We start from the raw sequence: 22,971 nt of genomic DNA on the forward strand, positions 1-22,971 counted from the left end.
CGCTCACCGACTGACCAGCTCCACCACCGCCGCCGCGGCCGGCTCGACGACATCGAGCAGGACGCGCGGCAGCAGACCGAGAACCAGGGCCAGGACCAGCAGGGGCGCGATGGAGGCCGTCTCGTGGGCACGCAGATCCAGGATCCTGGTCGCCGCCCGCGGCCGGACGGCGGTGGCCGTGCCGCCGTCTGCGGCCGGCACCACGCCCTCGGGCTCGTCCGCCCCGTCAGGCGGGGAGACCGGGTCGCCGGTGAGGAGGCGCTGCAGGGCGAGCAGGAACAACCCGGCGGTGACCAGGATGCCGACGACGGCGATCACCGTGGCGACCGGCGTGGCCTGCAGGGCGCCGGTGAACACCTGGAACTCGGCGATGAACCCGGAGAACCCGGGCAGCCCCAGGGAGCCGAAGGCGGCGACGGCGAGGCAGGCCGCGAAGACCGGTGCTGGACGGGCCAGGCCGCCCCACCGGTCGAAGGCGTAGGTGTGCCCGCGGGACCACAGCCAGCCGCTGAGCAGGAACAGGGCACCGGTGAGCAGGCCGTGGCTGACCATCTGGTACATCGCGCCCACCGTGGCGACGGTCCGGGCGCCTGCGTCGGCCGAGGCCACCAGACCGGCGGCGCCGAGACCCAGCAGGACGTAGCCCATGTGGTTGACGGACGTGTAGGCGATCATCCGCTTGACGTCGGTCTGGGCCAGCGCGACGAGGGCGCCCCACAGCACGCTAATCACGCCGACGACGACGGCGACCATCGCCCACCGCTGCCAGGCCTCGGGGAGGATCGGCATCGCGATCCGCACGAAGCCGTAGGTCCCGAGCTTGAGCAGGATCCCGGCCAGCACCGCCGACCCGGCGGCGGGCGCGTCGGTGTGCGCGTCGGGCAGCCAGGTGTGGAAGGGGAACAGCGGCGTCTTGACCGCCAGCCCCAGGCCGATCGCGAGCAGCACCAGCCCGCCGGCGACTGGTGAGTCCGCGAGCGGCGGGTTCGCGGCCAGCGCCACCATGTCGAAGGTGCGCTCCTCGCTGCCGAGGAACAGCCCGATGAAGCCCACCAGCAGGGCCAGCGACCCGATGAACGTGTAGAGGAAGAACTTCAGCGCGCTGCGCCGGGCGTTGCCGTGCCCCCACCCGGCGATGACGAAGTACATCCCGACGATCGTCAGGTCGAAGAAGACGAAGAACAGGATGAGGTCGAGCGACGCGAACGTCCCCAGGCAGGCGGTCTGCAGGAACAGGAACAGCGCGGCGTAGCTGCGCGGCCGGTCGGCCTCGCGCAACGAGTACACGGCGCAGGCGAGGAACAGCACGCCGGTGAGGGCGAGCAGCGGCAGCGACAACCCGTCGACGCCGACGTGGTAGCCGGCGTCGACGGTGGGGATCCACTGCAGGTCGGCCTCGTAGGCCAGGCCGTCGACGACCCCGGACGAGGCAGTTCCGGGGTCGAAGTGCCACCAGATCCACCCGATCAGCGCCAGGTCGGCCGCCGAGGCGGCGACCCACACCGCGATCGCCGTGCGGCCCTCGAGCCGGGGGGCGGTCACGAGCACGGCCGCCGCCACGAGCGGCAGGAAGATCACCACGGTCAGCAGCACGGTCACCTCACCACGAGCAGGAGGACGAGCAGGGCACCCAGGCCCACGACGGACTGGGCGTAGTACTGGTGCAGGAGACCGGTCTGCGGCCGGCGGGCCGCCGAACCGGCCCGGCGGAGGGCCCGGGCGACGCCGCGGACGGCACCGTCGACGACTCCGGTGTCGGTGCGGGCCGAGGCCGCCGCGGCCCGCCGGGTCGCCGAGGCCACGCCGGCGACGGCTCGGTCGATGCCGCGGTCGTCGGCACCGGCGACCGCCCTCGCCGCCCCGCGGGCGATGGCCCCGACCCCGTGGACGACCCGGTCGATCCCGCGGTCGTCCACGGCGGCCAGCACGCGGGCTACCGCGAGCGCCGGGCGGGGCGACAGCAGGTGTCCCAGTCCTGCCCAGGAGGACAGCGAGCTCCGCTCGACGGCGCGGATGAGCCCGGGCCGGGTCCTGCTCACGACGACGGTCAGCGCCACCGCGGTGACAGCGAGGGCGCCGGAGAGCAGCAGGTCACCCACGCCCGGCGACGGCTCGCCCTCCGCGTCGAGCAGGCGCCCGAGCGCGTCGGACACGGACGGCAGCGCGAGGACGCCGAGCACGGCGGCGCACCCGGCGAGGACCCCGGCCACCGTCAGCGAGGGCAGCGGGACGCGGCGGGTTCCCGGCTCCTCGACGTCGAGTGCCTCGTCGCCGACGGGCCGGGCCAGGACGGTCACCAGGATGCGGCCGGCGTAGACGGCGGACACGACCGCGGCGGCGAGCCCGACGACCGTCAGCGCCGTCCCCTGGACTCCCGCCAGCACCTCGTCCTTCGTCGCCCACAGCGACAGCGGTGGCACGCCGGCCAGGGCCAGGCCCGCGACGGTGGCCGCCGCTCCCACGCCCGGGAACCGGCGGGCGGCTCCGCGCAGCCCGGCCAGCTGCTTGGTGCCCAACGCGGTCAGCCAGGACCCGGCGGCGACGAACAGGCCGGCCTTGACCGCGGCGTGCGCCACCAGTTGTGCAGTGCCGCCGGCGGTCGCCCCGACTCCCGCGGCGAGCACGACGAACCCGATCTGGGCCGCGGTGCTCGCCGCCAGCAGCTGCTTGAGGTCGGACTGGGCGACGGCGACCGCCCCCAGCACGAGCGCGGTGAGTGCGCCAGCCCACGCCGCCGCGGTCGCCGCCCACCCCGTCGCGGTGAGCAGCGGCTGCATCCGCAGCAGCAGGTACCCGCCGGCGGCGACCATCGTGGCCGAGTGCAGCAGGGCGCTGACCGGGCTGGGGCCCTGCATCGCCGCTGACAACCAGGCCGAGAAGGGCAGCTGCGCCGACTTGCCCAGCGCGGCGAGCAGCACCCCGGCCGCGGCGAGGTCGGCCCACCCGCCTCCCGCGACCCGGAGGTCATCCAGCGCCAGACTCCCGGTGGCCGCCAGCGCGGCGCCCGCGGCGACGTAGAGCCCGAGATCGCCGGCTCGGGTGGTGACGAAGGCACGGGTGCCGGCAGCGAGCTTGCCGGGCTCCTCCCACCGGAAGCCGATGAGCGCGTAGGAGGTCGCGCCCATCACCTCCCACCCCAGCAGGAGCGCCGGCATCGTCGCGGCGGTGACGGTGGTGAGCATGGCGGCGACGAACAGCAGCAGGTAGCCGAAGAACCGTCCTCGTGCCGCGCGCTCGGGGAGGTCCGCGGTGGCGAAGACCGTGACCAGCAGGGCGATCGCGGCGACGAGCAGCACGAGGACGGCGGACAGGCCGTCCACGACCAGGCGTAGGTCCCCACCGTTGACGACCCCGAGGAAGGGCAGCGATACCCGGGGGCGGGCAGCGGCCACGGTGGCGGCGAGCGCCAGTACGGCCGCGGTGACCGCCACGGCGACGGCGCCGGCGAGGCAGTCGGCTCGCCGCCCGGTGACCAGCAGGGTCACCCCGCCGACGGCGGGCACCAGGACGAGCGTGCTGAGGACGGCGCTCATCCGTTCAGGTCCGCGGCCATGTCGACCATGTCCACCTGGCGCGCCCGGTAGATCGCGATGGTCACCGCGAAGCCCATCGCCATCTCCACGGCCATGACCACCAACGCCACCACGACGAGCACCTGCGCGTCGGGCAGTTCGGGAGCCAGGAAGAACCACGCCGCTCCCCCGGCCAGCAGCACGCCGTTGAGGACGAGCTCCAGGCCCATCATCACCATGACGATCGACTGCTGGGACAGCGCGCCGAACAGCCCCACGCCGATCAGGCCGGCGGCAACGGTGAGCACGATCTGCAGCACCAGGTCCGCGGTCATCGGGGCAGTCCCCCGGGCACCGGGTCGTCGGGTCGCGATGCGGTGAGGTCGGCGCCGAAGCGGTCGTAGCGCCCGCGCGCCGTGGCCAGCACCGTGCCGGCCAGGATCGTGGCGAACAGCGCGAGGCCCATGACGAGCATGACCAGCATGTGGCTGCCCATGAGCGCCTCGCCGAGCTGCCGGGTGCTGTCGCCGGGCGGCTGAGTGGACCGGATCGGCCAGTCGATCGTCCAGATTCCGGCGGCCAGGATGGCGAAGGCCCCAGCGCCCAGGACGGCCGAGCCCCGCGCGTTGTGCACCATCGTCATCGGCATGAGCCCGGCCGGGTTCATCATGAACATGATCATGAAGACGGCCATGATGGCCATCTCGATCGTCATCATCAGCGCCGTCACCACTGCCAGGTAGACCAGGTCGAGGGCGAGCAGGACACCGGCGACGGCGAGGAACGACCCCAGCAGCGCGAACGTCGCGCGGGCCATCGAGTCGACCACGAACACCGCGATCCCCGACGCGACCGACAGCGCCCCCAGCAGGCAGACGGCGGCGACGTCCCAGCTCGAGAGGTCGGTCAGCATCCTGTCCTCCTCACGCGTAGAACCCGGTCAGCACGAGCACCGCGACGACGAGCGCCTGCACCAGCGTCAGCGGCACCAGGACCATCCAGCCGACCTCCACGGTCCGGTCCGGCCGCAGCACTGGCAGCCGCCGGCCGACCCACACCAGCCCCGCCACCACGGCCAGCGTCTTGAGCAGGTGCCACAGCGGCCCGGGCAGCCAGGGTCCGGAGTCGCCACCGAGGAAGAGCGCGGCCGCCATCGCCGCGGTGGCGCCGAGGAAGACCAGGCGCCCGGCCTCCACGAGCAGCCTGTCCACCCCGGACAGCTCCGAGGTCACCCCGCCGGCGACGTCCGCGGCGGCGGGCGCGGCGAACGGGCCCCAGAAGGCGAAGGCCGCGGCGCTCGCGACGAAAACCACGAAGGCCACCGGCATGGTGACCACGAACCACAGGCCCTCCTGGGCTGCCAGGACGTCGGTCGTCCGCAGCGACCCGGCTCCGAGCCCCACGGTCACCAATGCGAACATCAGCGGCAGCTCGTAGGCCAAGCCCTGAGCCAGGAACCGGTAGCCGCCGGTCAGCGCGTGGAACGCGTTGGGTCCCCAGCCCACCAGCCAGACGGCGGCCCACAGCAGCGCCTCCATCGCGTTGAACCACACGAGGTCCGCGCTCGTCGACCAGAGCGTGCGCCCGCCCACCGGGACGACCGCCAGGGACAGCAGCGCCAGCACCGGAACGGCGACGCAGCCGAGCCGCCACAGCAGCGCGTCGGGTGCCAGGGTCGTCCGCCGCTGTTCGATCAGGAGGCGCGCCCCCTCCCGGAGCGGCTCGACGACCGTCCCCCGGGTGCGGCCGGAGAGGACGGCCCGGTCGGTGGACGCGACCGCCAGCCCCAAGACCATGCCGACAAGGACGACGACGAGGACGGCGGGGAGCAGTCCCCACGCCTCGGGCAGCGTCCGGGAGTCAGGCACGGGCGGGCTCCACGGCTCCTGGTGAGGTGACCGGGTCGACGCCGAGCGCAGCGACGATCAGCCGCGCCGTCCCGATCTCACAGCCCTCGAGTCGCGCACGGATGTCCTCCAGCGCGGGAGCGGTGTCGGGTTCGCCGTCCCGGCCGGCCGCCACGTCGCACCAGTGGTGCAGCCTGCCGAGGACGAGATCAGCGGAGGAGGCGTCGCCGTCCCGGGCTGGACGGCCGGCGCCGGCGATCCCCCAGTGCAGCGCCCGGGAACGGAGGACCCGCCGGGACACCTGCTCGGCGAGCCGCTGGGCGGCCACCTGCTGCCCTCGGTCTTCCGATCGGAGACCGTCGCGGGCGCGGCGGGCGTCGCGAGCAGCCGTGGGCCAGCCGGCGACGAGGAGGAAGCGCGCGAGGTGGTCCAGCGCTGTCTGCCGGGCGTCGGGGAGGGATGACGCCGGGACGTGGTCCTCTGCGTCGAGCCAGGACAGGTCGACACCGGTGAGGACGTCCCCCCGGACCTCGCCGCGGAGGACCAAGCCGGTGGGCCAGCCGGGGAGGATCGGCCCCAGTGAGACCGTGAGGACGTCGAGCTGGAGGCCGTCGCGGTCCGGCCCCGTCATGGCCATCGGCAGGCCGGCGACCTCGCCGCCGTGGTGCATGTGGTCCATGCCCTCGTGACCACCGCCGTGGTCCATGCCCTCGTGACCACCGCCGTGGTCCATGCCCTCGTGACCACCGCCGTGGTCCATGCCCTCGTCGCCGGTGTCACCGTCCTTGCCGAGGAGCACCGCCGGCGGCGGCCGCTCCTCGGCGGTCACTGCTGACCCGGCCCGCCGGAGCAGTCCCTCCGCACCCTGGTCGAGGACGGCCGCTGCATCGGCGGCGCGACCCGCTTCCACGCGGTGACGGGGCTCAGGGACCTGGCTCCACACCACGTCGACGGCGCGCGCCAGCTGAGGCCCCGGTGCACCTACGACGACCAGGAGGTCGGTCTGCGCGGGGGACATGGCCTGCGACCATCCGCGGCGGTCGAACTCTGCCTCGAGGGCCCAACGCACCTCAGTCGCACGGGGGACGTCGACGAGGAGGACCCGGGGCCGGGTCAGCACCCATCTGCGCAGGCGGCCCATCACGTCCATCGCAGCGCACCCTCACGCCAGACGTAGGTCACGCCGACGAGCAGGACCGCGAGGAAGCCGAACATCTCGATGACGGCCTGGGCCCCCCTCTCCGCGACGACGACCGCCCACGGGTACATGAAGATCATCTCCATGTCGAAGGCGAGGAAGAGGATCGTCACCGCGTACCACCGCACGTGGTAGCGGGAAGCGGCGTGCTGCGGCGGTAGCAGTCCGGACTCGAACGGCAGGACAGCAGCCTGGTGTCGTGCCGTTCGGAGCAGGGAGGAGAGGGCGTAGAGCCCCACGATGCCGGCCAGCACGACGGCGAGCAGCGACAGCACGGCGATCACGGCGGGCCTCCTCCACAGCAGCTGGAACGGGGCGGGCGACCGGGGCTGGGCCGCGAGACGTCGTCAACATCCGGACGACCGTGCGGATGTCGCGACTGTAGGGCTGCTCGTGGTGTCGCGCCCGCCGGGAAGCGAGCTCGACAGCCTGCGCCGTCGATCCCCGCGCCTCGTGCCGCAGACAGCCGCCGGCGGGCCACAACGGTCTCCTTGCCGGCTGGGGAGTCGTCGGCCGACGTGGCCGACGGCTCCCCAGGACCACCGGCGGTTCGCGAAGCTCGGCGTCCTCAGCGCGCTGTCGACGACTCCGTCGGCACGCGGCTGGTGGCCTCGGCCCCCCTGCCGGGGAGCTCGCCCGCCAGGGCGGCATCGTCGGCGGTGCGGAAGCGGCGCAGCCGCAGGCTGTTGGCCACCACCGACACCGACGACAGCGCCATCGCCGCGCCGGCGATCATCGGGTTGAGTAGGCCGGCTGCGGCCAGCGGCAGCGCGGCGACGTTGTACACGAACGCGGCGAAGAGGTTGGTGCGAATCGTGCCCAGGGTCCTGCGGGACAGCCGGATGGCGTCGGCGGCTGCCCGCAGGTCACCGCGGACCAGCGTGAGGTCGGAAGCCTCGATGGCCACGTCGGTGCCGGTGCCCATCGCCAGGCCCAGGTCGGCGCGGGCCAACATCGCGGCGTCGTTCACGCCGTCCCCGACGGCGGCCACGACCTTGCCCTCGGCCTGCAGTCGCTCGACGACGGCGACCTTGCCGGCGGGCAGGACCTCGGCGATGACGGTGTCCGGGCCGGGGTCGATGCCGACGGCGGCGGCGACGGCGCGGGCGGCGGCGGTGTTGTCGCCGGTCAGCAGGATCGGGGTCAGGCCCAGGTCGCGCAGCTGGGCGATGGCCTGCGCGCTGGTGTCCTTGATGGCGTCGGCGACGACCAGGACGCCGCGGGCGGCGCCGTCCCAGGCGACCGCGACGGCGGTCTTACCCTGTGCTTCGGCGGTGGTCTTCGCCACCTTGAGCTCGGGGCTCAGGTGCACGGACCACTCCTGCAGCAGCCGGGTGCGGCCGACGGTGACGGCGTGTCCGTCGACGATGCCGGTCACGCCGAGGCCCTCGACGTTGGTGAACTCCTGCACCGCCGGCAGGTCGCCGACTTCGTGAGCGGCACCGGTGGTGATGGCGGCGGCGATCGGGTGCTCGGAGGCGTGCTCCAGTGCGCCGGCCAGCCGCAGCACCTGCTCGCGGTCCTCCCCGGCGGCGGGGATGACATCGAGCAGCGTCATCCGGCCTGTCGTGACCGTTCCGGTCTTGTCGAGCACGACGTGTGTCACCCGGCGGGTGTTCTCCAGCACCTCTGGGCCCTTGATGAGGATGCCCAGCTGGGCGCCGCGGCCGGTGCCGACCATCAGCGCGGTCGGCGTGGCCAGCCCGAGCGCGCACGGGCAGGCGATGATCAGCACCGCGACGGCGGCGGTGAACGCGGCGCCGGCGCCGCCTCCGGTGCCCAGCCAGAAGCCCAGGGTCGCGACGGCCAGGGCGATGACAACTGGCACGAAGACGCCGGAGATCCGGTCGGCCAGACGCTGCACCTGGGCCTTGCCGTTCTGGGCGTCCTCGACCAGCCGGGCCATCTGCGCCAGCTGGGTGTCGGTGCCGATGCGGGTCGCGCGGACCACGAGCCGGCCGCCGGCGTTGACGGTGCCGCCGGTGACGGCGTCGCCGGGGCCGACCTCGACCGGCACGGACTCGCCGGTGAGCATCGAGGCGTCCACGGCCGAGGTGCCCTCGGTGATGACGCCGTCAGTGGCGATCTTCTCGCCGGGCCGGACGACGAAGGAGTCGCCGACGGCGAGGGAGTCGACGCTGATGCGCTGCTCGCGCCCGTCGCGCAGCACCGAGACCTCCTTCGCGCCCAGCTCGAGCAGGGCGCGAAGGGCGGCGCCGGCGCGGCGCTTGGAGCGGGCCTCGAAGTACCGGCCGGCGAGGATGAACGTGGTCACCCCGGCGGCGGCCTCGAGGTAGATGTTCCCAGCGCCGTCGGTGGGGGCGATGGTCAGCTCGAACGGGTGGGTCATGCCAGGCTCGCCGGCGGTGCCGAAGAACAGCGCGTACAGCGACCAGGCCAGCGCAGCCAGGGTGCCGATGGAGATGAGGGTGTCCATCGTCGCCGCACCGTGGCGCAGGTTGGTCCACGCCGCCTTGTGGAACGGCCACGCGCCCCACACCACCACGGGGGCGGCGAGGGTGAGCGAGGCCCACTGCCAGTAGGTGAACTGCAGCGCTGGGATCATGGCCAGCGCGATGACCGGCACGCTCAGCACCGCGGAGATGACCAGCCGCTGCCGCAGGCTGGCGACGTGATCGTCGGCTTCCGACGTCGCCGGCAGCTCGCCGTCGGCCTGGGCCTTCGGCGGCGCGGGCAGCTGCGCGGTGTAGCCGGTCTTCTCCACTGTGGCGATCAGGTCGGCCGCGGTGACGTCGCCGCCGAAGGAGACCTTCGCCTTCTCGGTGGCGTAGTTGACCGTGGCGGTGACGCCCTCGAGCCGGTTGAGCTTCTTCTCGATGCGGGCGGCGCACGAGGCGCAGGTCATCCCGCCGATCGCCAGCTCGACCTGGCTTCCGGCGGGGTCACCGCCTGCTGATGGGGTGGTGGTCGCAGTCGCGGAGTTCATCGTCGTCGTCCTCAGTTGTGCGCGTGGCCGTCGTTGCCGTGCCCGTCCGCGTCGCCGGCGGGAGTCCCGCTGCCGGCCGGTGCGGCGGCGGGGTCGCCGGCGCGGACGGTGAACTCGGCGGTGTGCACGACGTCGCCGTGCTGGAAGTCCAGGAACAGCCGGTAGTCCCCGGCCGAGGGGGCAGTGGCGTAGAAGGTGATGTCCGGGCCGGCCGCGGTGACGCCGTCGCCGGGGGAACCGGCCGGGTGCACGTGCAGGTAGGCCAGGTCCCCGTCGCGCAGCGCGACCAGGTGCCCGTAGGCGGCCAGGTAGGGCTGCAGGTCGGTGACCGGCTGCCCGGTCCGGGCCACTGACAGCGTCAGCTGCGACTCCTGACCGGGGAACAGCTGGCCGTCGAGGGTGACGGTGTACCCGTCGACCTCGGCGGTGGCCGAGGGCTCGGGCAGCGGCTGCGGGGCGTAGTCACCGGCGACGGCGATGTCGGCGCCCAGCACCAGCCCGGCGTCGGCGCCGGCGGGGTCGAAGTCGGCGAACAGCCGCCAGGTGCCGGCGGTCAGGTCCAGCGGGATCGACCAGGTGCCGTCGGCGGCCAGGTCGGGGTGCACGTGCTGGTAGCCGGTCAGGTCCCGGCGTACAGCGATCAGGTGCAGGTCCTCGTCGTGGGCGGTGTCGTAGGCCGTCACCGGGCGCCCGTCGGGGCCGAGGATCCGGAAGGTCACCGGGGTGGCCGGCCCGGCCGGCAACGAACCGGCGAGATCGAGGGTGTAGCCGTCCTGGGAGATCTGCAGGCCGCCGGGTAGGTGCGCAGCGGAGGCCTGGGATGCGGTGGTGTCCATCGGGGACTCCGAGTGCGACTCGTCGTGAGAGGGGGTGTCGGGGGAAGTGGTGCTGTGGGTGGTGCCGCCGTGGGTGGTGCTGTTGGAGGCGGGGTCGTCGAGCGGGCCGACCGCCGCGCCGATGCCGGTGGCGGCGCCGAAGACGGCGACCAGCCCGAGGGTGAAGGCACCCAGGCGGGTGGGGGTGTTCATCTCCAGGTCCTCTCAGGTCAGGAGCGGACGAGGCGGGCGATCGCCTCGGACGCCTCGCGGACCTTCGCCTCGGCCTCGGGGCCGCCCTTCTGCGCGGCGTCGACCACGCAGCCGGCCAGGTGCTCATCGAGCAGGCCGAGGGAGAACGACTGCAGGGCGCGGGTCGCCGCGGACACCTGGGTGAGGATGTCGATGCAGTAGTTGTCGTCCTCGACCATGCGCTGCAGTCCGCGGATCTGACCCTCGATGCGGCGCAGCCGCTTGAGGTGCTCGTCCTTCGCGTGGGTGTAGCCGGCCATGTCGGTCTCCTCGGGCGGTCAGCTGGTGCGGTGGGTGACATGTCGCTGGCACGGATGGCCAGGGGGCGGAGCGCCGGGCCGGGTGGCAGCCGGCGCCCCGCCCGGCTCGCATCAGGCGGGCACGACCTCGTAGCCGGCCTCGTCGACCGCCGCGGCGACCGCGTCGGCGGGCACCGGCTGGTCGGCCTCGACGGTCACCCGACCGGCGGCCACGTCGACCTGCACACCGGTCACACCGGGGATCTTCGAGACCTCCTCGGTCACCGCGCTGGCGCAGTGGCCGCAGGTCATGCCGCGCACGGCGTAGTCGGTGATGCTCACGGGCTTCTCCTTTCCGAACAGGGGCTGATACCCCCCACTGGTATGCCGTACAAGGTGTACCCCCCGGGGGTACTTCCCGCAAGGGCTGTGACGCGGACCGCACGCCGAAGGGCCACGCACGGCCCTGGCCGGAGGGTCGACTTGAGGCGGTGGCCGATCGGGGCTGCCTGAGTGCAAGGCGCGCCGCTACGGCCGCCCGGGCACCGCGCGCGTCGGCCGCCACGCTGGCCTACTCCCGAAGGCGGCGACCCGACCGTCGAAAGCGGCCCGCCGAAGTGATCAGCGGTCAGCGGCCCGTGCCGCGGCCGGACCGTCGGGTGCCCCACCTGTCGGGTACCTCACCCATCGGGCGCCCTGCCTGTCCGGCCTCGTAGCCTCGATGACGTGGGGACGGCTGCGCGGGGGTGGGCGGCGGTGCTGCTGCTGGCCGCGGTCTTCCTCGGGCACGGGCTGCAGTGCGGCTCAGGCGCCAGCGACTCCGAGCACGCCGGACACAGGAGCGACACCACCGTGGTGGCCGCTGCTCTGACCGTCACCGACCCGCACCTGATGCCGTCCGACCACGGCACTTCCGGTGCGGCGATGAGCACAGCGGCCGTCTCCGCCGCCGCGCACACGGCATCCGCGGGCAGCTCGTCCGGCCACTGGCACGGACTGCCCAGTCACCTGTGGGCGGCCTGCCTGGCAGTGCTCGCCGCCGGCTTGGCCGTGCTGCTCCTGCTCACTGCACCCCGACTGATGAGGCTGGCGCTGCCGGCCGCCCTGCCGGCGTGGCTGCGCGCGCCGTCCTGGCCGGCGCCACCGCGGCCTCCGGACCTGTCCTCCCTCTGCGTCCTGCGGATCTAGGCCGAATCGCCCGACCGTCCCGCCCCGGCACAGCTGCCGCGGCGGCGGTCCGCGCACGCCTTCATCCAGCAACGACCGCAGGAGACCAACCCCATGAACCGCACCACCGCACGCCTGAGCGGCATGACCGGCGCGCTGCTCGCCGGCGCGCTCGCCCTCACCGCCTGCTCCAGCGACTCCGGACACGAGGGCATGTCGGGCATGCCCGACAGCTCGTCCAGCACAGCCGCGAGTTCGTCCGAGGACGGCACAGCTCAGTTCAACGACGCCGACGTCGCCTTCGCGCAAGGCATGCTGCCGCACCACCAGCAGGCCGTGGAGATGGCGCAGTTGACCACCGACCGAGCGGGCGATCCTCGGGTGGCGGATCTTGCCGCGCGCATCGAGGCGGCCCAGGGCCCGGAGATCGAGACCCTCACGGGCTGGCTGGAGGAATGGGGCGCCGAGGCGCCCAGCTCCGGCGGGATGGACCACGCCAGCATGGGGCACGGCGACATGGGCGGGATGATGTCGGGCGAGGACATGGAGTCCCTGGTGAACGCCACCGGCGCCGACTTTGACCGGATGTTCCTGGAGATGATGGTGGAGCACCACACCGGCGCGGTGCAGATGGCCGAGACCGAGCTCACGGACGGCGAGAACACCGACGCCCTCGCGATGGCCGGGGACATCCGCGACACGCAGAACGCCGAGATCGCCGAGATGCAGCAGCTACTGGCCGAGCTCGGCGGCTGAGCACCGGAACCCGGCGGCGGCGCGACCTCACCGTCGCTCCGCCGCCGGGTGGCCGCCGCTCACCCCGCACCGCCCGGAGGATCTGCATGTCCCCGACCCGTTCCACCCGGCCCGCGGCCCGCGCCCGGGCCGTCGCCGCGTTCAGCACCGTGGCCGCGGTGGTGGCCGCGGTGCTGGCCGGCTGCTCCAGCGCCACCCCGGCGCCGGCCGCCGGCGCGTCCACGCCGGGCGCGCCGCTGCTCGAGCTCACCCACGTGCACGGAGCTGCCTACGACCCCGGCAGTGGCGCCCTGCTGCTGGCCACCCACCACGGCCTGCTCGAGGTCGCCGACGGGGACCTCACCGAGGTGGGCCCGGTGATCGACCTGATGGGCTTCACCGTCGCCGGCCCCGGCCGCTACCTCGCCTCGGGTCACCCCGGCCTGCACGTCGACTTGCCCCAGCCGGTCGGGCTGATCGAGACCACCGACGGCGGACAGACCTGGACGCCGGTGTCCCGGCAGGGGCAGTCGGACTTCCACGCCTTGACCTTCAGTGACGCCGGCGTCCTCGGCTACGACGGCACGCTGCTCGCCAGTCCCGACGGGCGAGCCTGGACGCCGCTGGCCATCCCCAGTGAGCCGCACACTCTGGCCGCCCCTCCCGACGGCGCCCTGGCGCTGGCCACCACCGCGGCCGGGCTGCTGCGCTCGACCGACGGCGGCGTCACCTGGACGCCGGCTGGCGACGCGCCGCTGCTGCAGACCGTCACCTGGGCCACCGCGACCACGGCGGTCGGTGTCGACCCGGCCGGCGTCGTGTGGACCTCCGCCGACGCCGGCGCCAGCTGGCAGCCGGGTGCCGATCTGGACTCCCCACCGCAGGCGGTCGCCGCCGCCCCGGATAGTGCGCGGATCGCCGTGGTGACCGCCGAGGCGGTCCTGGAGTCGGTCGACGGCGGACGTTCGTTCACCGACGTCCTGGCCGGCTGACCTGAGCAGCGCTCACCGTCCCGCCGCGGCCTTGTCGCAGTCGCGCGACTGGGCCGCGGCCGGCGGTCAGCCGAGGGAGCCGAGCAGTTCCCGGCAGGCGGTCTCGCACCGGCGGCACGCCTCGGCGCAGATCCGGCAGTGCTCGTGCATGGAGGCGTGCGACTCGCACTCGTCGCCGCAGGCCTTGCACGCCGCGGCGCACGCCTCGAGCACCGCGCGGGTGAGGTTGGCGTCGTAGCCGGTGTGCCGGGACAGCACCCGCCCGGTGGTGTCGCAGACGTCGGCACAGTCGAGGTTGGTGCGAATGCACTTGGTCAGCTCAGCGACCATGTCCTCGCTCAGGCACGCATCGGCACAGGCAGTGCAGGCCTGAGCGCACTCGAAGCACGCCTCCAGGCAGGCGATCAGCTTGTCCCGGTCTACTCCGCCGAGGTCCTTCGGGTAGGTGTCGAGCATCTGCGCGGCGACAGTCATGAGTCCTCCTCGGGCCGACGGCGCGGCGGCCGGTCACCGCCGACGAACTCCGCCGACAACGTCCGCATACCCGTACGGATGTACCTGACACCGCGTCGAGGGGTAGGAAGGCGTCATGAGCGAGTCGGGCCACGACCATCCGGTCGACCCGGCCCGGGTGGCCGCAGCACGGGCGCGGCTGCCCTCGGCGGCCGACGCGGAGCGGACGACTTCGCTGCTGGGCCTGCTCGCCGACCCGGTGCGCGCCCGGCTGCTGTACGCCCTCGACGTCGCCGAGGAGCTGTGCGTCGGGGACCTGGCGATGGCGCTGCAGGTCAGCGAGGACCAGGCCGGGTACGGCCTGCGGGTGCTACGCAGCGCAGGCCTGGTGTCCCGGCGCAAGGCCGGCCGCATCGCCTACTACCGACTGGCCGACGGATTCCCCGACCCGCTGCGCGAGCACTGCCTGCGGCGCCTCATCGAGCTCAGTCACACCCCGGCGGCCGACGACGACCTCTGAGCTCGCGGGTCAGCGCGTCGGGCGGAACCCGGTGAGGATGACGATGATCATGCGCTCGCGAGCGGCGTCGTCCGGCAGCCGACAGTGCGGCCAGGGCGTACTCGGCGAGTTCCTCGGCGGGTACGTCGCCGAGCAGCCGCCCGCTTCGGACACCGTCAGCCACCAGGTCGCCGACGAAGGCGCGCAGTCGGGGGCTCCCCTCAGAGCTGCGGTCGGATCCCCGGCTCTCGAGCCAGCGCGTCGGGCGCGAGCGACCCCTCGCCCCGGACCGCGGCCTCGGCCGGACCGTGCCGGCCGGCCGGGAGGACGGTCCTCCCGCGGGCGCCCTCGAGTTCGAGGGCCACCGCCGCGTAGAGGGCCAGCACCGCGAGGGCCAAGCCCACCCAGCCGGCCGTCGTCTTCCAGCTCGCAGACCCGGTGAGCTCGTAGGCGCCGGTGACCAGGAACCGGATGCCGGCCAGCGCCATGACGGCGGCCGGGACGAGCTTGGTCGCACCGGCGGACGCGGGGACGAACATCGAGATCCCCGCGACGATCAGGAGGACCCCGAGGCCCTTGCTGGCGGTGCCGGGCGGGGAGGTCACGGTGGTGAGGCCGACGACCGCCCACGTGCCGCTGAGGACCCCCATCCCCGTGGCGGCCACCGGGTCGCGCGCCAGGAAGCCGATGACCGCCGCGGTGAGCTGCAGCGGCACGGTCGCGACTAGCGCGGTGAGGGCGGCCACCCGGCCCTCGGTGGGCGGGATCCAGCCGAGCTGGACGGTCGCGAAGACGGTCGTGGCCAGTGCGAGGGCCAGGAAGCCGAGGGGCAGCGGTGTGGCCAGCGGTCGGAGGACGACGCGGGTCGCGGTCTGCGGAGTGGTCATCGTCAGCTCACCAGGGCCTGGGTCGCGGACTCCTTGAGCTTGGCGTTCGCCCAGCGCATCTGCCGCAGCGTGTCCGGATGACAGCGCTGGGCCAGTTCCAGCAGGTCCCGCTTCCGCGCGCCCTGGGCGGCCTGGGCGAGCAGCTCCCAGTCCAGTGACACCCCGGCCGCCTCGCGGTGGATGTGCCGGAGGTCAGCCAGCAACAGCAGGCCCGGCTCCGGCCGGCGCCCGAGCAGGTCCGACGTCGCCTGCTGGACCTTCTCCAGGATCCCGGGTTCCCCCTCCGGCTCGGGGTCGAGGTCCAGGCCGTAGTCGGCACCGATGCGGGCGAGCTCGGTGACGTGCCGCTGCGACCAGCCGGCGATGTCACGGGCGACGTAGAAGACCTCGTGGTCGGCCTTGTGCCGGTCCGAGACCGCCAGCAGGGCCCGCGCCAGGTGGTTCTCCGACCGGTGCAGCTCCTCGACCGCCAGGTGCAGCTTCACCGGGCACCTCCCGGCACCGGCTCCTCGAGCGCCTCGGCGGCGGCTCCGCCACGGGTCTCCGGTATGCCGGCGGACCCCACCGGCCGGGAGCCGGTCGTGGTGGGCGCCGGGGCGGGGCCGGTGGCCTCGGCGAGCCGGGTGACCGCGGCGGCGGCGGTCTTGAAGATCGGCTGCTTGGAGCAGGCGTCCCAGTCAGTGAGCGTCAGCTCGTTGGCCGCCCGGCCGCGGTCACCGGCGGGCTGGTGGCCGCCCGGCTCGTCCCAGTAGCCGTAGTGGAAGGGCAGGAACACCACCCCGGGCCGGATGCCGCTGATCCGCAGCCGGCCGCTGACCCGGCCACGAGGCGTGGCCACCTCGAGCAGGTCGCCCTCGGCCCATCCGCGGTCGCCGGCATCGGAGGCCGACATCTCCACCCACACCTCCGGCGCCGCGGCCTGCAACTGCGGCGCCCGGCCGGTCTTGGTGCGCGTGTGGAAGTGGTAGAGCGTGCGCCCGGTGATCAGCTGGAACGGGAACTCCTCGCTGGGCAGCTCGTGCGGCGGCAGGTACTCGGCGGCCTTCAGCACCGCCTTGCCGGTGGGGTTCAGCGCCCGGTACTCGGTGTCGTCCAGCGGCGCTCCGGTGACCAGGTCGCGGCCGTAGCTCTCGCAGTAGGACGGCTCGGCCCAGAACTGCCCGTCCACGTAGATGCGCTCGGTGCCCTCGGGGTGCTCGTCGTTGCACGGCCACTGGATCCCGCTGCCGCCGCGCAGCTTGTCGTAGGACAGGCCGGTGTAGTCGCACGGCCGCCCCCGCGAGCACTCCTTCCAGCCCTCGAAGGCGCCCTCGGGGTCGGTCCACTTGACCAGGGGGGCGCCGTCCTTGTCCTCCAATCCCAGCCGGTGGGCGAAGTCGACGAGGATGTCCAGGTCGGGACGCGCCTCGCCGGGCGGGTCGACGGCCTTCTCCGACAGGTGCACCGTGCGGTCGACGTTGGTGAACGTGCCGGTCTTCTCCCCCCACGTCGCCGCGGGCAGCACGACGTCGGCCAGCTGTGCCGTCTCGGACAGGAAGATGTCCTGCACGACCAGGAACAGCCCTTCCTGGCTCAGCAGCTCGCGCACCCGACGCAGCTCCGGCAGGGAGACCGCGGGGTTGGTGCAGGTGACGTAGAAGAACCGGATCGACCCCTCCTCGATGTAGCGCAACTGCTGCATGATGTGGGTCGGCGGCGAGTAGTGCGGGATGTCGAGCGGGTCGACGTTCCACACCCGGGCCAGGTCCTGGATGTGCTGGTCGTTGGACCAGTTGCGGAACGCGGGCAGGTCGCCGTCCGCGCCGGCCTCCCGGGTGTTCTGCGCGGTGGGCTGGCCGTTCATCTGCAGCAGGCCGCACCCGGGCCGGCCGAGCATGCCCCGCAACACGTGCACGTTGTTGACCTGGACGGCGGCCGCGGTGGCCTGGTGGGACTGATAGAAGCCCTGCAGGACGGTGGACACCAGGCGCTCGGCGGTGCCGATGAGCCGCGCGGCCTCGCGGATCTGCTCTACGGGGACGTCGCAGACCTCCGCGGCGACCTCGGGCGGGTAGTCGCCGACGCGCTTCGCCAGCTCCTCGAAGCCCACCGCGTGTGCCTCGACGTAGTCAGAGTCGACCCAGTCGTTGGCGACGATCTCGTGCAGCAGGGCGTTCATCAGCATCACGTTGGTGCCGGGCCTGGGCGCCAGGTGCACGGTCGCGGACCGGGCGACCGGCGTCTCCCGCGGGTCGACGCAGATGACCTTCGGCGGGTTCGGGCCGGCCAGCCGGTCCAGCACGCGGGTCCACAGCACCGTCTGCGTCTCGGCCATGTTGTGCCCGTACAGGCAGATCACGTCGGCCGAGTCGAGATCGGTGTAGGAGCCCGGCTGTCCGTCCGAGGCGAAGGTCTCCTTCAACGCGGCCGCGGCGGTGGCGGTGCACAGCCGGGTGTTGCCGTCGACGTGGTTGGTGCCGATGCCGCCGTGCGCGATCAGCCCCAGCGTGTAGTACTCCTCGAGGAACAGCTGCCCGGTCGTGTAGAACGCGATCGAGCTGGGCCCCTGCTCGTCGAGCAGCTCCCGGCAGCGGCCGGCGACGGCGTCCATCGCGGTGTCCCAGTCGCACTCGACCAGTGCGCCGTCCCGCCGGATCAGCGGGCGGGTGAGCCGGTCCGGGGAGTTGTTGGCCTGCCAGCCGAACAGGTCCTTCGGCCCCAGCCGGCCGTGGTTCACGCGGTCCACCGCCCGTCCGCGGACACCAACGATGCGGTCGTCCTTCACCGCGATGTCCAGGCCGTCGCCGTTGGAGTGCAGGATCGTCGCCGACTGCACCCAGCGGTCCACGTCGTCCTCGGTCAGCCCATCGGCCAGATAGGAGTCCACCCGCGTCGGCCAGGTCTCCCCCGGTCCGTACGGCGTCCGCGTCCCCCACGGCTCGGCGATCCGGTCGATCTTGGGCACGGCGGTCCTCCTGCCGGACGGGTTGGGTGCCCGCCGAGTCTCGCCGCCGGTCCGGCTTACCGCAGTCCGGAGTGGGCGTCCTCGGGCGCCGGTCGCCCCGCTGCGGGACGCTCGCAGCGTGCTGACCGAAGCCCCGGAGGGGTCCTCCCGGTGAGCTCCAGGAGACCCAGGCGACGCAGTGCGGTCCGTGCGATCACCGCGCGGCTGCGCGGGGCTCTCTGGCCGATCCCGGTTGTCGCGGTCGTGATCGCGGTCGGCGTCGGCATCGGGCTGCCGGCGGTGGACGGACTGCTCGAGAGCCGCGACTCAGGGCATCCCCTGACCTTCGTCTTCGGCGGCGGGCCGTCGGCGGCACGCGACCTGCTCGCCGCCATCGCCGGATCGCTCATCTCCGTGACCGGGCTGATCTTCTCGCTGACCGTCGTGGCCTTCCAGCTGGGCAGCAGCCAGTACTCACCCAGGCTGCTGCAGACCTTCGCCACCGACCGGGTCGTCCAGCTGACCCTGGCGCAACTGACGGCCACGTTCGTGTACGCGCTCACCGTGCTGCGAACCGTGCGCACCGAGAGCGCCACCGAAGGGGAGACCGCGTTCGTCCCGCGTCTGTCGATCACCGTGGCCTACGTGCTGACGCTCGGCAGCGTCCTGGCCGTGGTGCTCTTCCTCGGGCACCTGGCTCGCGCCCTCCGGGTCGAGACGATGCTCCGCGACGTCCACCAGGAGGCCGGGGCCACCCACAATCGGGAGCTGCCCGATGACCTCGAACACCCGGCGACGCCCGTCCGGCTGCCTCCTGGACCCGGGATCCCGGTCGCCTCCCCATCCAGCGGCTTCATCGTCGACGTGGACGAGGAACGCCTGGTGTCCGCTGCGGCGGGCTCCGACATCGTGGTCCTCCTGGCCGCCCGGATCGGGGACTCCGTGGTGGCCGGGACACCTCTCGCGCACGTCTGGGCCCGGGACGGCGTCCACCATCCCGACACAGCGGCGTTGCAGGAAGCCCTCGGCCGCTCGGTACGACTGGACTTCGAACGCTCCCCCGCTCGCGACATCGCCTACAGCCTGCGCAAGGTCGTCGACATCGCCGTCCGTGCGCTGTCGCCCGGCATCAACGACCCCACGACGGCCGTGCACGCCCTGTCCCATGCCTCGGCGCTGCTCGGTGACCTCATCTCCCGGCCGCTCGGACCCGACTGCCGTGCCGACGACGACGGGGTCGTGCGCCTGATCGTGCCGCAGTGGACCCCCGACGACCTGGTCGAGCTCGTCCTGGAGGAGCTCCTCCACTACGCCTCGGGTCAGCCGGCCGTCCTGCGCCGGATGGCCACCCTGCTGCGGGAGGTCGCGTGGCGTGCCCCGCGGGGCACCGTGGACCGCGCGCTGCACGACCGGCTCCGTTCCGTCGTCGACCTCGCCGCCGAGTCCACCCGGATCACGGCGTCGGAACGCCGCTCCTGGGAGGTGGCGCTCGAGTCGGCCGTCATCGGCGTGTGGCCCGCTGAACGTCCGGGTTGACCTGGACGCGGATGTGCTGCATGCCCAGCTGCAGCGGGTAGCCGCTCCGCATGCACAACGACATCCCGGTCGACGCGGACTGCCCCGAGCAGGAAGGGCTGGCCCGACGACTGGACAAGCCGATGGGCGTCCTCGGGCTCGTGTTCGTCCTCGTCGTCCTGGGCCAGTCGCTCGCCAGAGAGCCGTGGCTGGTCACCGTGCTGACCGTGGTGGGGTGGCTGTGCTGAAGCGTCTTCGTCGCTGAGTTCCTCCACCGCGCACTGCGCGCCCGTGACCGGCGTCGGTTCTGGGCCCGCAACTGGTGGCAGGTGCTGTTCCTCGCCCTGCCCTTCCTGCGATTCGCGCGAGCCCTGACCCTCCTCCGGGCCGCGAGGCTGGGCGGAGTCGTCTCCGCCGCCGTACGGGGATCGAGGTCGGCCGGCCGGCTGCTCTCCGGTCGTATCGGCTGGCTGGCCACCGTGACCGGAGTGGTGGTGCTCGCGGGCAGTCAGCTCCTGTACTTCGGTGGCGCCTACGAGGACTACGCGCCAGCCCTGCACGAGACCGCCCTCGCGACAGTGACGGGGCAGCCGCTGACCGCGCAGGGCGGACTCGCCCGCATCCTCGAGGTGGTCCTCGCCGTCTACTCGGTCGCGGTCTTCGCCACGCTCGCCGGGGCTCTGGGCGCCTACTTCCTCGACGACCGGCACCGGACCGGTGCCTCGCCGGAGGTGTTGGCCGCCACTGCATCCAACCGTCCAGCAGCGGGAACGGGCACGGCATGACGACGGACCTCGTACTCCTCGCCGGCGGGCTCCTGGGGCTCGGCGTCGCCGCCCTGTCCGAGCGCCTGCGGCGGCTGCCCGTCTCCGAGCCGCTGCTCGGCCTGCTCGCAGGCATCGTCCTGGGCCCGTCCGTCACCGGCCTGCTCGACGTGCGGCCCCTGACCGAGGACCACACCTGGCTGCACACCGCCACCCGGCTCCTGTTGGCCATCTCCGTGATGGCGGTGGCCCTGCGCTACCCACTGGGCGCGGTGCAGTCGCGGCTTCGTCCCGTGCTGATCCTCCTGGCCGTCGCCATGCCGCTCATGGCCCTCATCACCGCCGGCCTGTCGGCGTGGGTGCTCGGCGTGGGACTCGGCGCCGCGGCGCTGCTCGGCGCGGCGCTGTGCCCGACCGACCCGGTCCTCGCGTCCAGCGTCGTCACCGGAGGCCCGGCGGAGGAGGACCTGCCCGCCCGGGACCGGCAGGTCCTCTCGCTGGAGTCAGGCGCGAACGACGGCCTGGCGCTGCCCCTGGTGCTCGTCGCCGTCGCGATCGCCGGCCCTCTGACCGGCGCCGAGGCCGCGCTGGAGTCCCTCTGGCAGGTGGCCGGGGCGGTCGTCGTCGGGCTGGTCACCGGATGGCTCGGCGGGCGAGCGCTCAGGGCCGGCGAGGAACACGGCTCGACCGACCCCGGCCCCCTCGCCCTGTTCACCGCCGTCCTGGCCCTCACGGTGCTCGGGCTGTCCGGGCTGATCCACGTCGACGGCGTACTGGCGGTGTTCGTCTGCGGTCTGGCCTTCAACGGCGTGAGCACCGGCTCTGAACGGACCTCGGACGTGCCGATCGACGAGGCCGTCAACCGCTTCCTCGTCCTGCCGCTGTTCATCGGCGTCGGCGCTGCCCTGCCGTGGGCGGCCTGGGCCGACCTCGGCTGGCGTGGACTGCTCCTTACCGCGGCCGTGCTCCTACTCCGCCGGCTGCCCGTCCTCGTCGCGCTGCGCCGCCCGCTGCGGCTGGGCTGGCCGGACGCGCTCCACCTGGGCTGGTTCGGCCCGATCGGCGTCTCGGCGCTGTTCTACCTCGCGCTGGAGGCAAAGCGGCTCGGCGCCGACCCCACCGTGCTCGCCGCCGGCAGCCTCGTGGTGGTGGCCAGCGTCGTCGTCCACGGTGTGACCGCCGCGCCGGGCCGGGCCGCCTACCGGGCCGCCACCCGGCACGAGAGCCGCCCCGCCACGTCGGCCGCCCCCGGACGGTCCCACCGGCGGGGATGAGCCCCGACCTCATCGGGCGCGGGCGAGCTCCTGCCCGTGGTCCTCCGCGTACGCCGCGGCAATCGCCCTGGCCGGGCCACCGACGTGTAGGAAGTGCTCGTCCACCACGTGCAGGTAGTCCCCCACCGCGGTGTCCAGCAGCTCCCCGGCGTAGCGCGCGTCCACATGTGGCGTGCGCCGGGCGTGCTCGCTCAGGTGCAGCGCCACCCCCAGCATCGCCGGCAGGGAGGCCTCGGGATCCCCGTCCCGGAAGTAGTAGGTCTCGGCGTACTGGGTCAGGTCGACCCGCAGCTGCGCGAGCCCGACCGCCAGGTCCTCCAAGAGAGGCGCGGCCATCGCCGACTGGGGGTCGGCCACCAGCCCGAGGGTGTCGACCCGACGCAGCAACGACAGCCGCACCGCCAGCGCACGACGCCGGGTCAGCGCCGGGTACACCTGCAGCACCCACGAGACCGCGGCCGTGATCAGCCCGAAACCGACGAGCGCCTGCACCGGCACCGCGATCCGCAGCCAGTCCGCCGCCGGGACGATGTCACCGAAACCGAGCGTCGCCAGGGTGACCGTGGACAGGTAGACGGCGTCCAGGAACCCGGCCCGGGAGGCGGGGTCCAGGCTGCTGCCGAAGACGAACCCGCCCGGCAGGTGCGGCCAGTACACCAGCGCCCACCCCAGCAGGATCAGCAGCACCCAGGCCAGCACGACCACGACCATCGCCAGCGGCCCGACCAACGCTCCCAGCGCCCGGCGCCGATGCCCGACACGCCACACCGCCGCCATGAGCCGCCGGCTGAGCCCACCGCGGCCGGTGGGGTGCCAGATCGTGTGGAAGATGTCGCGCAGCGCCATGAACACCAGCACCGCGCCGACCGCGGTCACGACCCATCCCAGAACACCCGTCACCCGCCGAGCCTGCCAGGAGCCGGGAGCCAGGAGCGGCGCGGGTAGAGGGCCA

Annotated in this window: 24 protein-coding genes; 8 read left to right on the forward strand and 16 right to left on the reverse strand. The window is 73.4% G+C overall.

Features of this window, described 5'->3' with window-relative positions; translation table 11 throughout:
* Window positions 1-3 precede the first annotated feature (3 nt).
* The 11 genes from ACWIX3_RS00185 to ACWIX3_RS00235 form a co-directional block, all read right to left on the reverse strand.
* Window positions 4-1,599 carry a complex I subunit 4 family protein gene (locus tag ACWIX3_RS00185; protein WP_448610086.1) on the reverse strand — a complete coding sequence of 532 codons (1,596 nt, stop codon included), beginning with the start codon at window positions 1,597-1,599 and terminating at the stop codon, window positions 4-6.
* Complete coding sequence (locus ACWIX3_RS00190) at window positions 1,596-3,533, reverse strand: proton-conducting transporter transmembrane domain-containing protein (RefSeq protein ID WP_448610087.1); 1,938 nt, start codon at window positions 3,531-3,533, stop codon at window positions 1,596-1,598. The genes ACWIX3_RS00185 and ACWIX3_RS00190 overlap by 4 nt, the downstream gene beginning before the upstream one ends.
* Window positions 3,530-3,847: an NADH-quinone oxidoreductase subunit NuoK gene (locus ACWIX3_RS00195; protein WP_448610088.1), complete on the reverse strand. Its 318-nt coding sequence runs from the start codon at window positions 3,845-3,847 to the stop codon at window positions 3,530-3,532. The genes ACWIX3_RS00190 and ACWIX3_RS00195 overlap by 4 nt, the downstream gene beginning before the upstream one ends.
* Window positions 3,844-4,425, reverse strand: a complete 582-nt coding sequence (locus tag ACWIX3_RS00200) for an NADH-quinone oxidoreductase subunit J (protein ID WP_448610089.1) — start codon at window positions 4,423-4,425, stop codon at window positions 3,844-3,846. Before ACWIX3_RS00200 ends, ACWIX3_RS00195 begins: the two co-directional genes overlap by 4 nt.
* A gap of 10 nt (window positions 4,426-4,435) precedes the next feature.
* Entirely contained in the window at window positions 4,436-5,380 is a 945-nt protein-coding gene (locus tag ACWIX3_RS00205; RefSeq protein ID WP_448610090.1) for an NADH-quinone oxidoreductase subunit H, read from the reverse strand.
* The gene (locus tag ACWIX3_RS00210) at window positions 5,373-6,269 is read right to left on the reverse strand and encodes a hypothetical protein (protein ID WP_448610091.1); all 897 of its coding nucleotides are present in this window, start codon (window positions 6,267-6,269) and stop codon (window positions 5,373-5,375) included. The genes ACWIX3_RS00205 and ACWIX3_RS00210 overlap by 8 nt, the downstream gene beginning before the upstream one ends.
* A 230-nt stretch (window positions 6,270-6,499) precedes the next feature.
* The gene (locus ACWIX3_RS00215) at window positions 6,500-6,841 is read right to left on the reverse strand and encodes an NADH-quinone oxidoreductase subunit A (protein WP_448610092.1); all 342 of its coding nucleotides are present in this window, start codon (window positions 6,839-6,841) and stop codon (window positions 6,500-6,502) included.
* A gap of 284 nt (window positions 6,842-7,125) precedes the next feature.
* Window positions 7,126-9,504 carry a heavy metal translocating P-type ATPase gene (locus ACWIX3_RS00220; RefSeq protein WP_448610093.1) on the reverse strand — a complete coding sequence of 793 codons (2,379 nt, stop codon included), beginning with the start codon at window positions 9,502-9,504 and terminating at the stop codon, window positions 7,126-7,128.
* Window positions 9,505-9,515: 11 nt separating this feature from the next.
* The gene (locus ACWIX3_RS00225) at window positions 9,516-10,532 is read right to left on the reverse strand and encodes a hypothetical protein (protein WP_448610094.1); all 1,017 of its coding nucleotides are present in this window, start codon (window positions 10,530-10,532) and stop codon (window positions 9,516-9,518) included.
* A 17-nt stretch (window positions 10,533-10,549) separates the two neighbouring features.
* Window positions 10,550-10,831, reverse strand: coding sequence for a metal-sensitive transcriptional regulator (locus tag ACWIX3_RS00230; protein ID WP_448610095.1), 282 nt, complete (start codon window positions 10,829-10,831; stop codon window positions 10,550-10,552).
* Window positions 10,832-10,942: 111 nt separating this feature from the next.
* A complete protein-coding gene (locus ACWIX3_RS00235; protein WP_448610096.1) occupies window positions 10,943-11,152 on the reverse strand; it encodes a heavy-metal-associated domain-containing protein in 210 nt (69 codons plus the stop codon).
* 384 nt (window positions 11,153-11,536) lie between these two features.
* Between ACWIX3_RS00235 and ACWIX3_RS00240 the strand changes: the two genes are divergently transcribed.
* The 3 genes from ACWIX3_RS00240 (at window position 11,537) to ACWIX3_RS00250 (ending at window position 13,704) form a co-directional block, all read left to right on the forward strand.
* Entirely contained in the window at window positions 11,537-11,998 is a 462-nt protein-coding gene (locus tag ACWIX3_RS00240) for a DUF6153 family protein (protein WP_448610097.1), read from the forward strand.
* A 93-nt stretch (window positions 11,999-12,091) separates the two neighbouring features.
* Entirely contained in the window at window positions 12,092-12,733 is a 642-nt protein-coding gene (locus ACWIX3_RS00245) for a DUF305 domain-containing protein (protein ID WP_448610098.1), read from the forward strand.
* A gap of 86 nt (window positions 12,734-12,819) precedes the next feature.
* Window positions 12,820-13,704, forward strand: coding sequence for a F510_1955 family glycosylhydrolase (locus tag ACWIX3_RS00250; RefSeq protein ID WP_448610099.1), 885 nt, complete (start codon window positions 12,820-12,822; stop codon window positions 13,702-13,704).
* A gap of 66 nt (window positions 13,705-13,770) precedes the next feature.
* Here ACWIX3_RS00250 and ACWIX3_RS00255 read toward each other — a convergent pair whose 3' ends face one another.
* Entirely contained in the window at window positions 13,771-14,178 is a 408-nt protein-coding gene (locus tag ACWIX3_RS00255; RefSeq protein WP_448610100.1) for a four-helix bundle copper-binding protein, read from the reverse strand.
* A gap of 115 nt (window positions 14,179-14,293) precedes the next feature.
* Here ACWIX3_RS00255 and ACWIX3_RS00260 point away from each other — a divergent pair, with 115 nt between their 5' ends.
* Window positions 14,294-14,677: an ArsR/SmtB family transcription factor gene (locus ACWIX3_RS00260; RefSeq protein ID WP_448610101.1), complete on the forward strand. Its 384-nt coding sequence runs from the start codon at window positions 14,294-14,296 to the stop codon at window positions 14,675-14,677.
* Window positions 14,678-14,877: 200 nt separating this feature from the next.
* On the opposite strand, the gene ACWIX3_RS00265 is transcribed toward ACWIX3_RS00260, so the two are convergent.
* The 3 genes from ACWIX3_RS00265 to ACWIX3_RS00275 are packed head-to-tail and all read right to left on the reverse strand — an operon-like array spanning window position 14,878 to window position 18,487.
* Window positions 14,878-15,543, reverse strand: a complete 666-nt coding sequence (locus ACWIX3_RS00265) for a hypothetical protein (RefSeq protein ID WP_448610102.1) — start codon at window positions 15,541-15,543, stop codon at window positions 14,878-14,880.
* A gap of 2 nt (window positions 15,544-15,545) precedes the next feature.
* Complete coding sequence (locus ACWIX3_RS00270) at window positions 15,546-16,028, reverse strand: hypothetical protein (RefSeq protein WP_448610103.1); 483 nt, start codon at window positions 16,026-16,028, stop codon at window positions 15,546-15,548.
* Window positions 16,025-18,487 (reverse strand): molybdopterin oxidoreductase family protein, encoded by a 2,463-nt coding sequence (locus ACWIX3_RS00275; RefSeq protein ID WP_448610104.1) that lies wholly within the window; start codon window positions 18,485-18,487, stop codon window positions 16,025-16,027. Before ACWIX3_RS00275 ends, ACWIX3_RS00270 begins: the two co-directional genes overlap by 4 nt.
* Window positions 18,488-18,637: 150 nt before the next feature.
* Between ACWIX3_RS00275 and ACWIX3_RS00280 the strand changes: the two genes are divergently transcribed.
* The 4 genes from ACWIX3_RS00280 (at window position 18,638) to ACWIX3_RS00295 (ending at window position 22,019) form a co-directional block, all read left to right on the forward strand.
* Window positions 18,638-20,002, forward strand: a complete 1,365-nt coding sequence (locus ACWIX3_RS00280; protein ID WP_448610105.1) for a DUF2254 domain-containing protein — start codon at window positions 18,638-18,640, stop codon at window positions 20,000-20,002.
* Window positions 20,003-20,052: 50 nt separating this feature from the next.
* Window positions 20,053-20,229 (forward strand): hypothetical protein, encoded by a 177-nt coding sequence (locus tag ACWIX3_RS00285; RefSeq protein WP_448610106.1) that lies wholly within the window; start codon window positions 20,053-20,055, stop codon window positions 20,227-20,229.
* Between the two features lie 81 nt (window positions 20,230-20,310).
* On the forward strand, window positions 20,311-20,766 hold the full coding sequence (locus ACWIX3_RS00290) for a hypothetical protein (RefSeq protein ID WP_448610107.1): 456 nt from the start codon (window positions 20,311-20,313) through the stop codon (window positions 20,764-20,766).
* Window positions 20,763-22,019 carry a cation:proton antiporter domain-containing protein gene (locus tag ACWIX3_RS00295; protein WP_448610108.1) on the forward strand — a complete coding sequence of 419 codons (1,257 nt, stop codon included), beginning with the start codon at window positions 20,763-20,765 and terminating at the stop codon, window positions 22,017-22,019. Before ACWIX3_RS00290 ends, ACWIX3_RS00295 begins: the two co-directional genes overlap by 4 nt.
* A gap of 9 nt (window positions 22,020-22,028) precedes the next feature.
* On the opposite strand, the gene ACWIX3_RS00300 is transcribed toward ACWIX3_RS00295, so the two are convergent.
* Window positions 22,029-22,895 (reverse strand): potassium channel family protein, encoded by an 867-nt coding sequence (locus ACWIX3_RS00300; RefSeq protein ID WP_448610109.1) that lies wholly within the window; start codon window positions 22,893-22,895, stop codon window positions 22,029-22,031.
* Window positions 22,896-22,971 lie beyond the last annotated feature (76 nt).

Source organism: Geodermatophilus sp. URMC 60 (genome assembly GCF_053502585.1).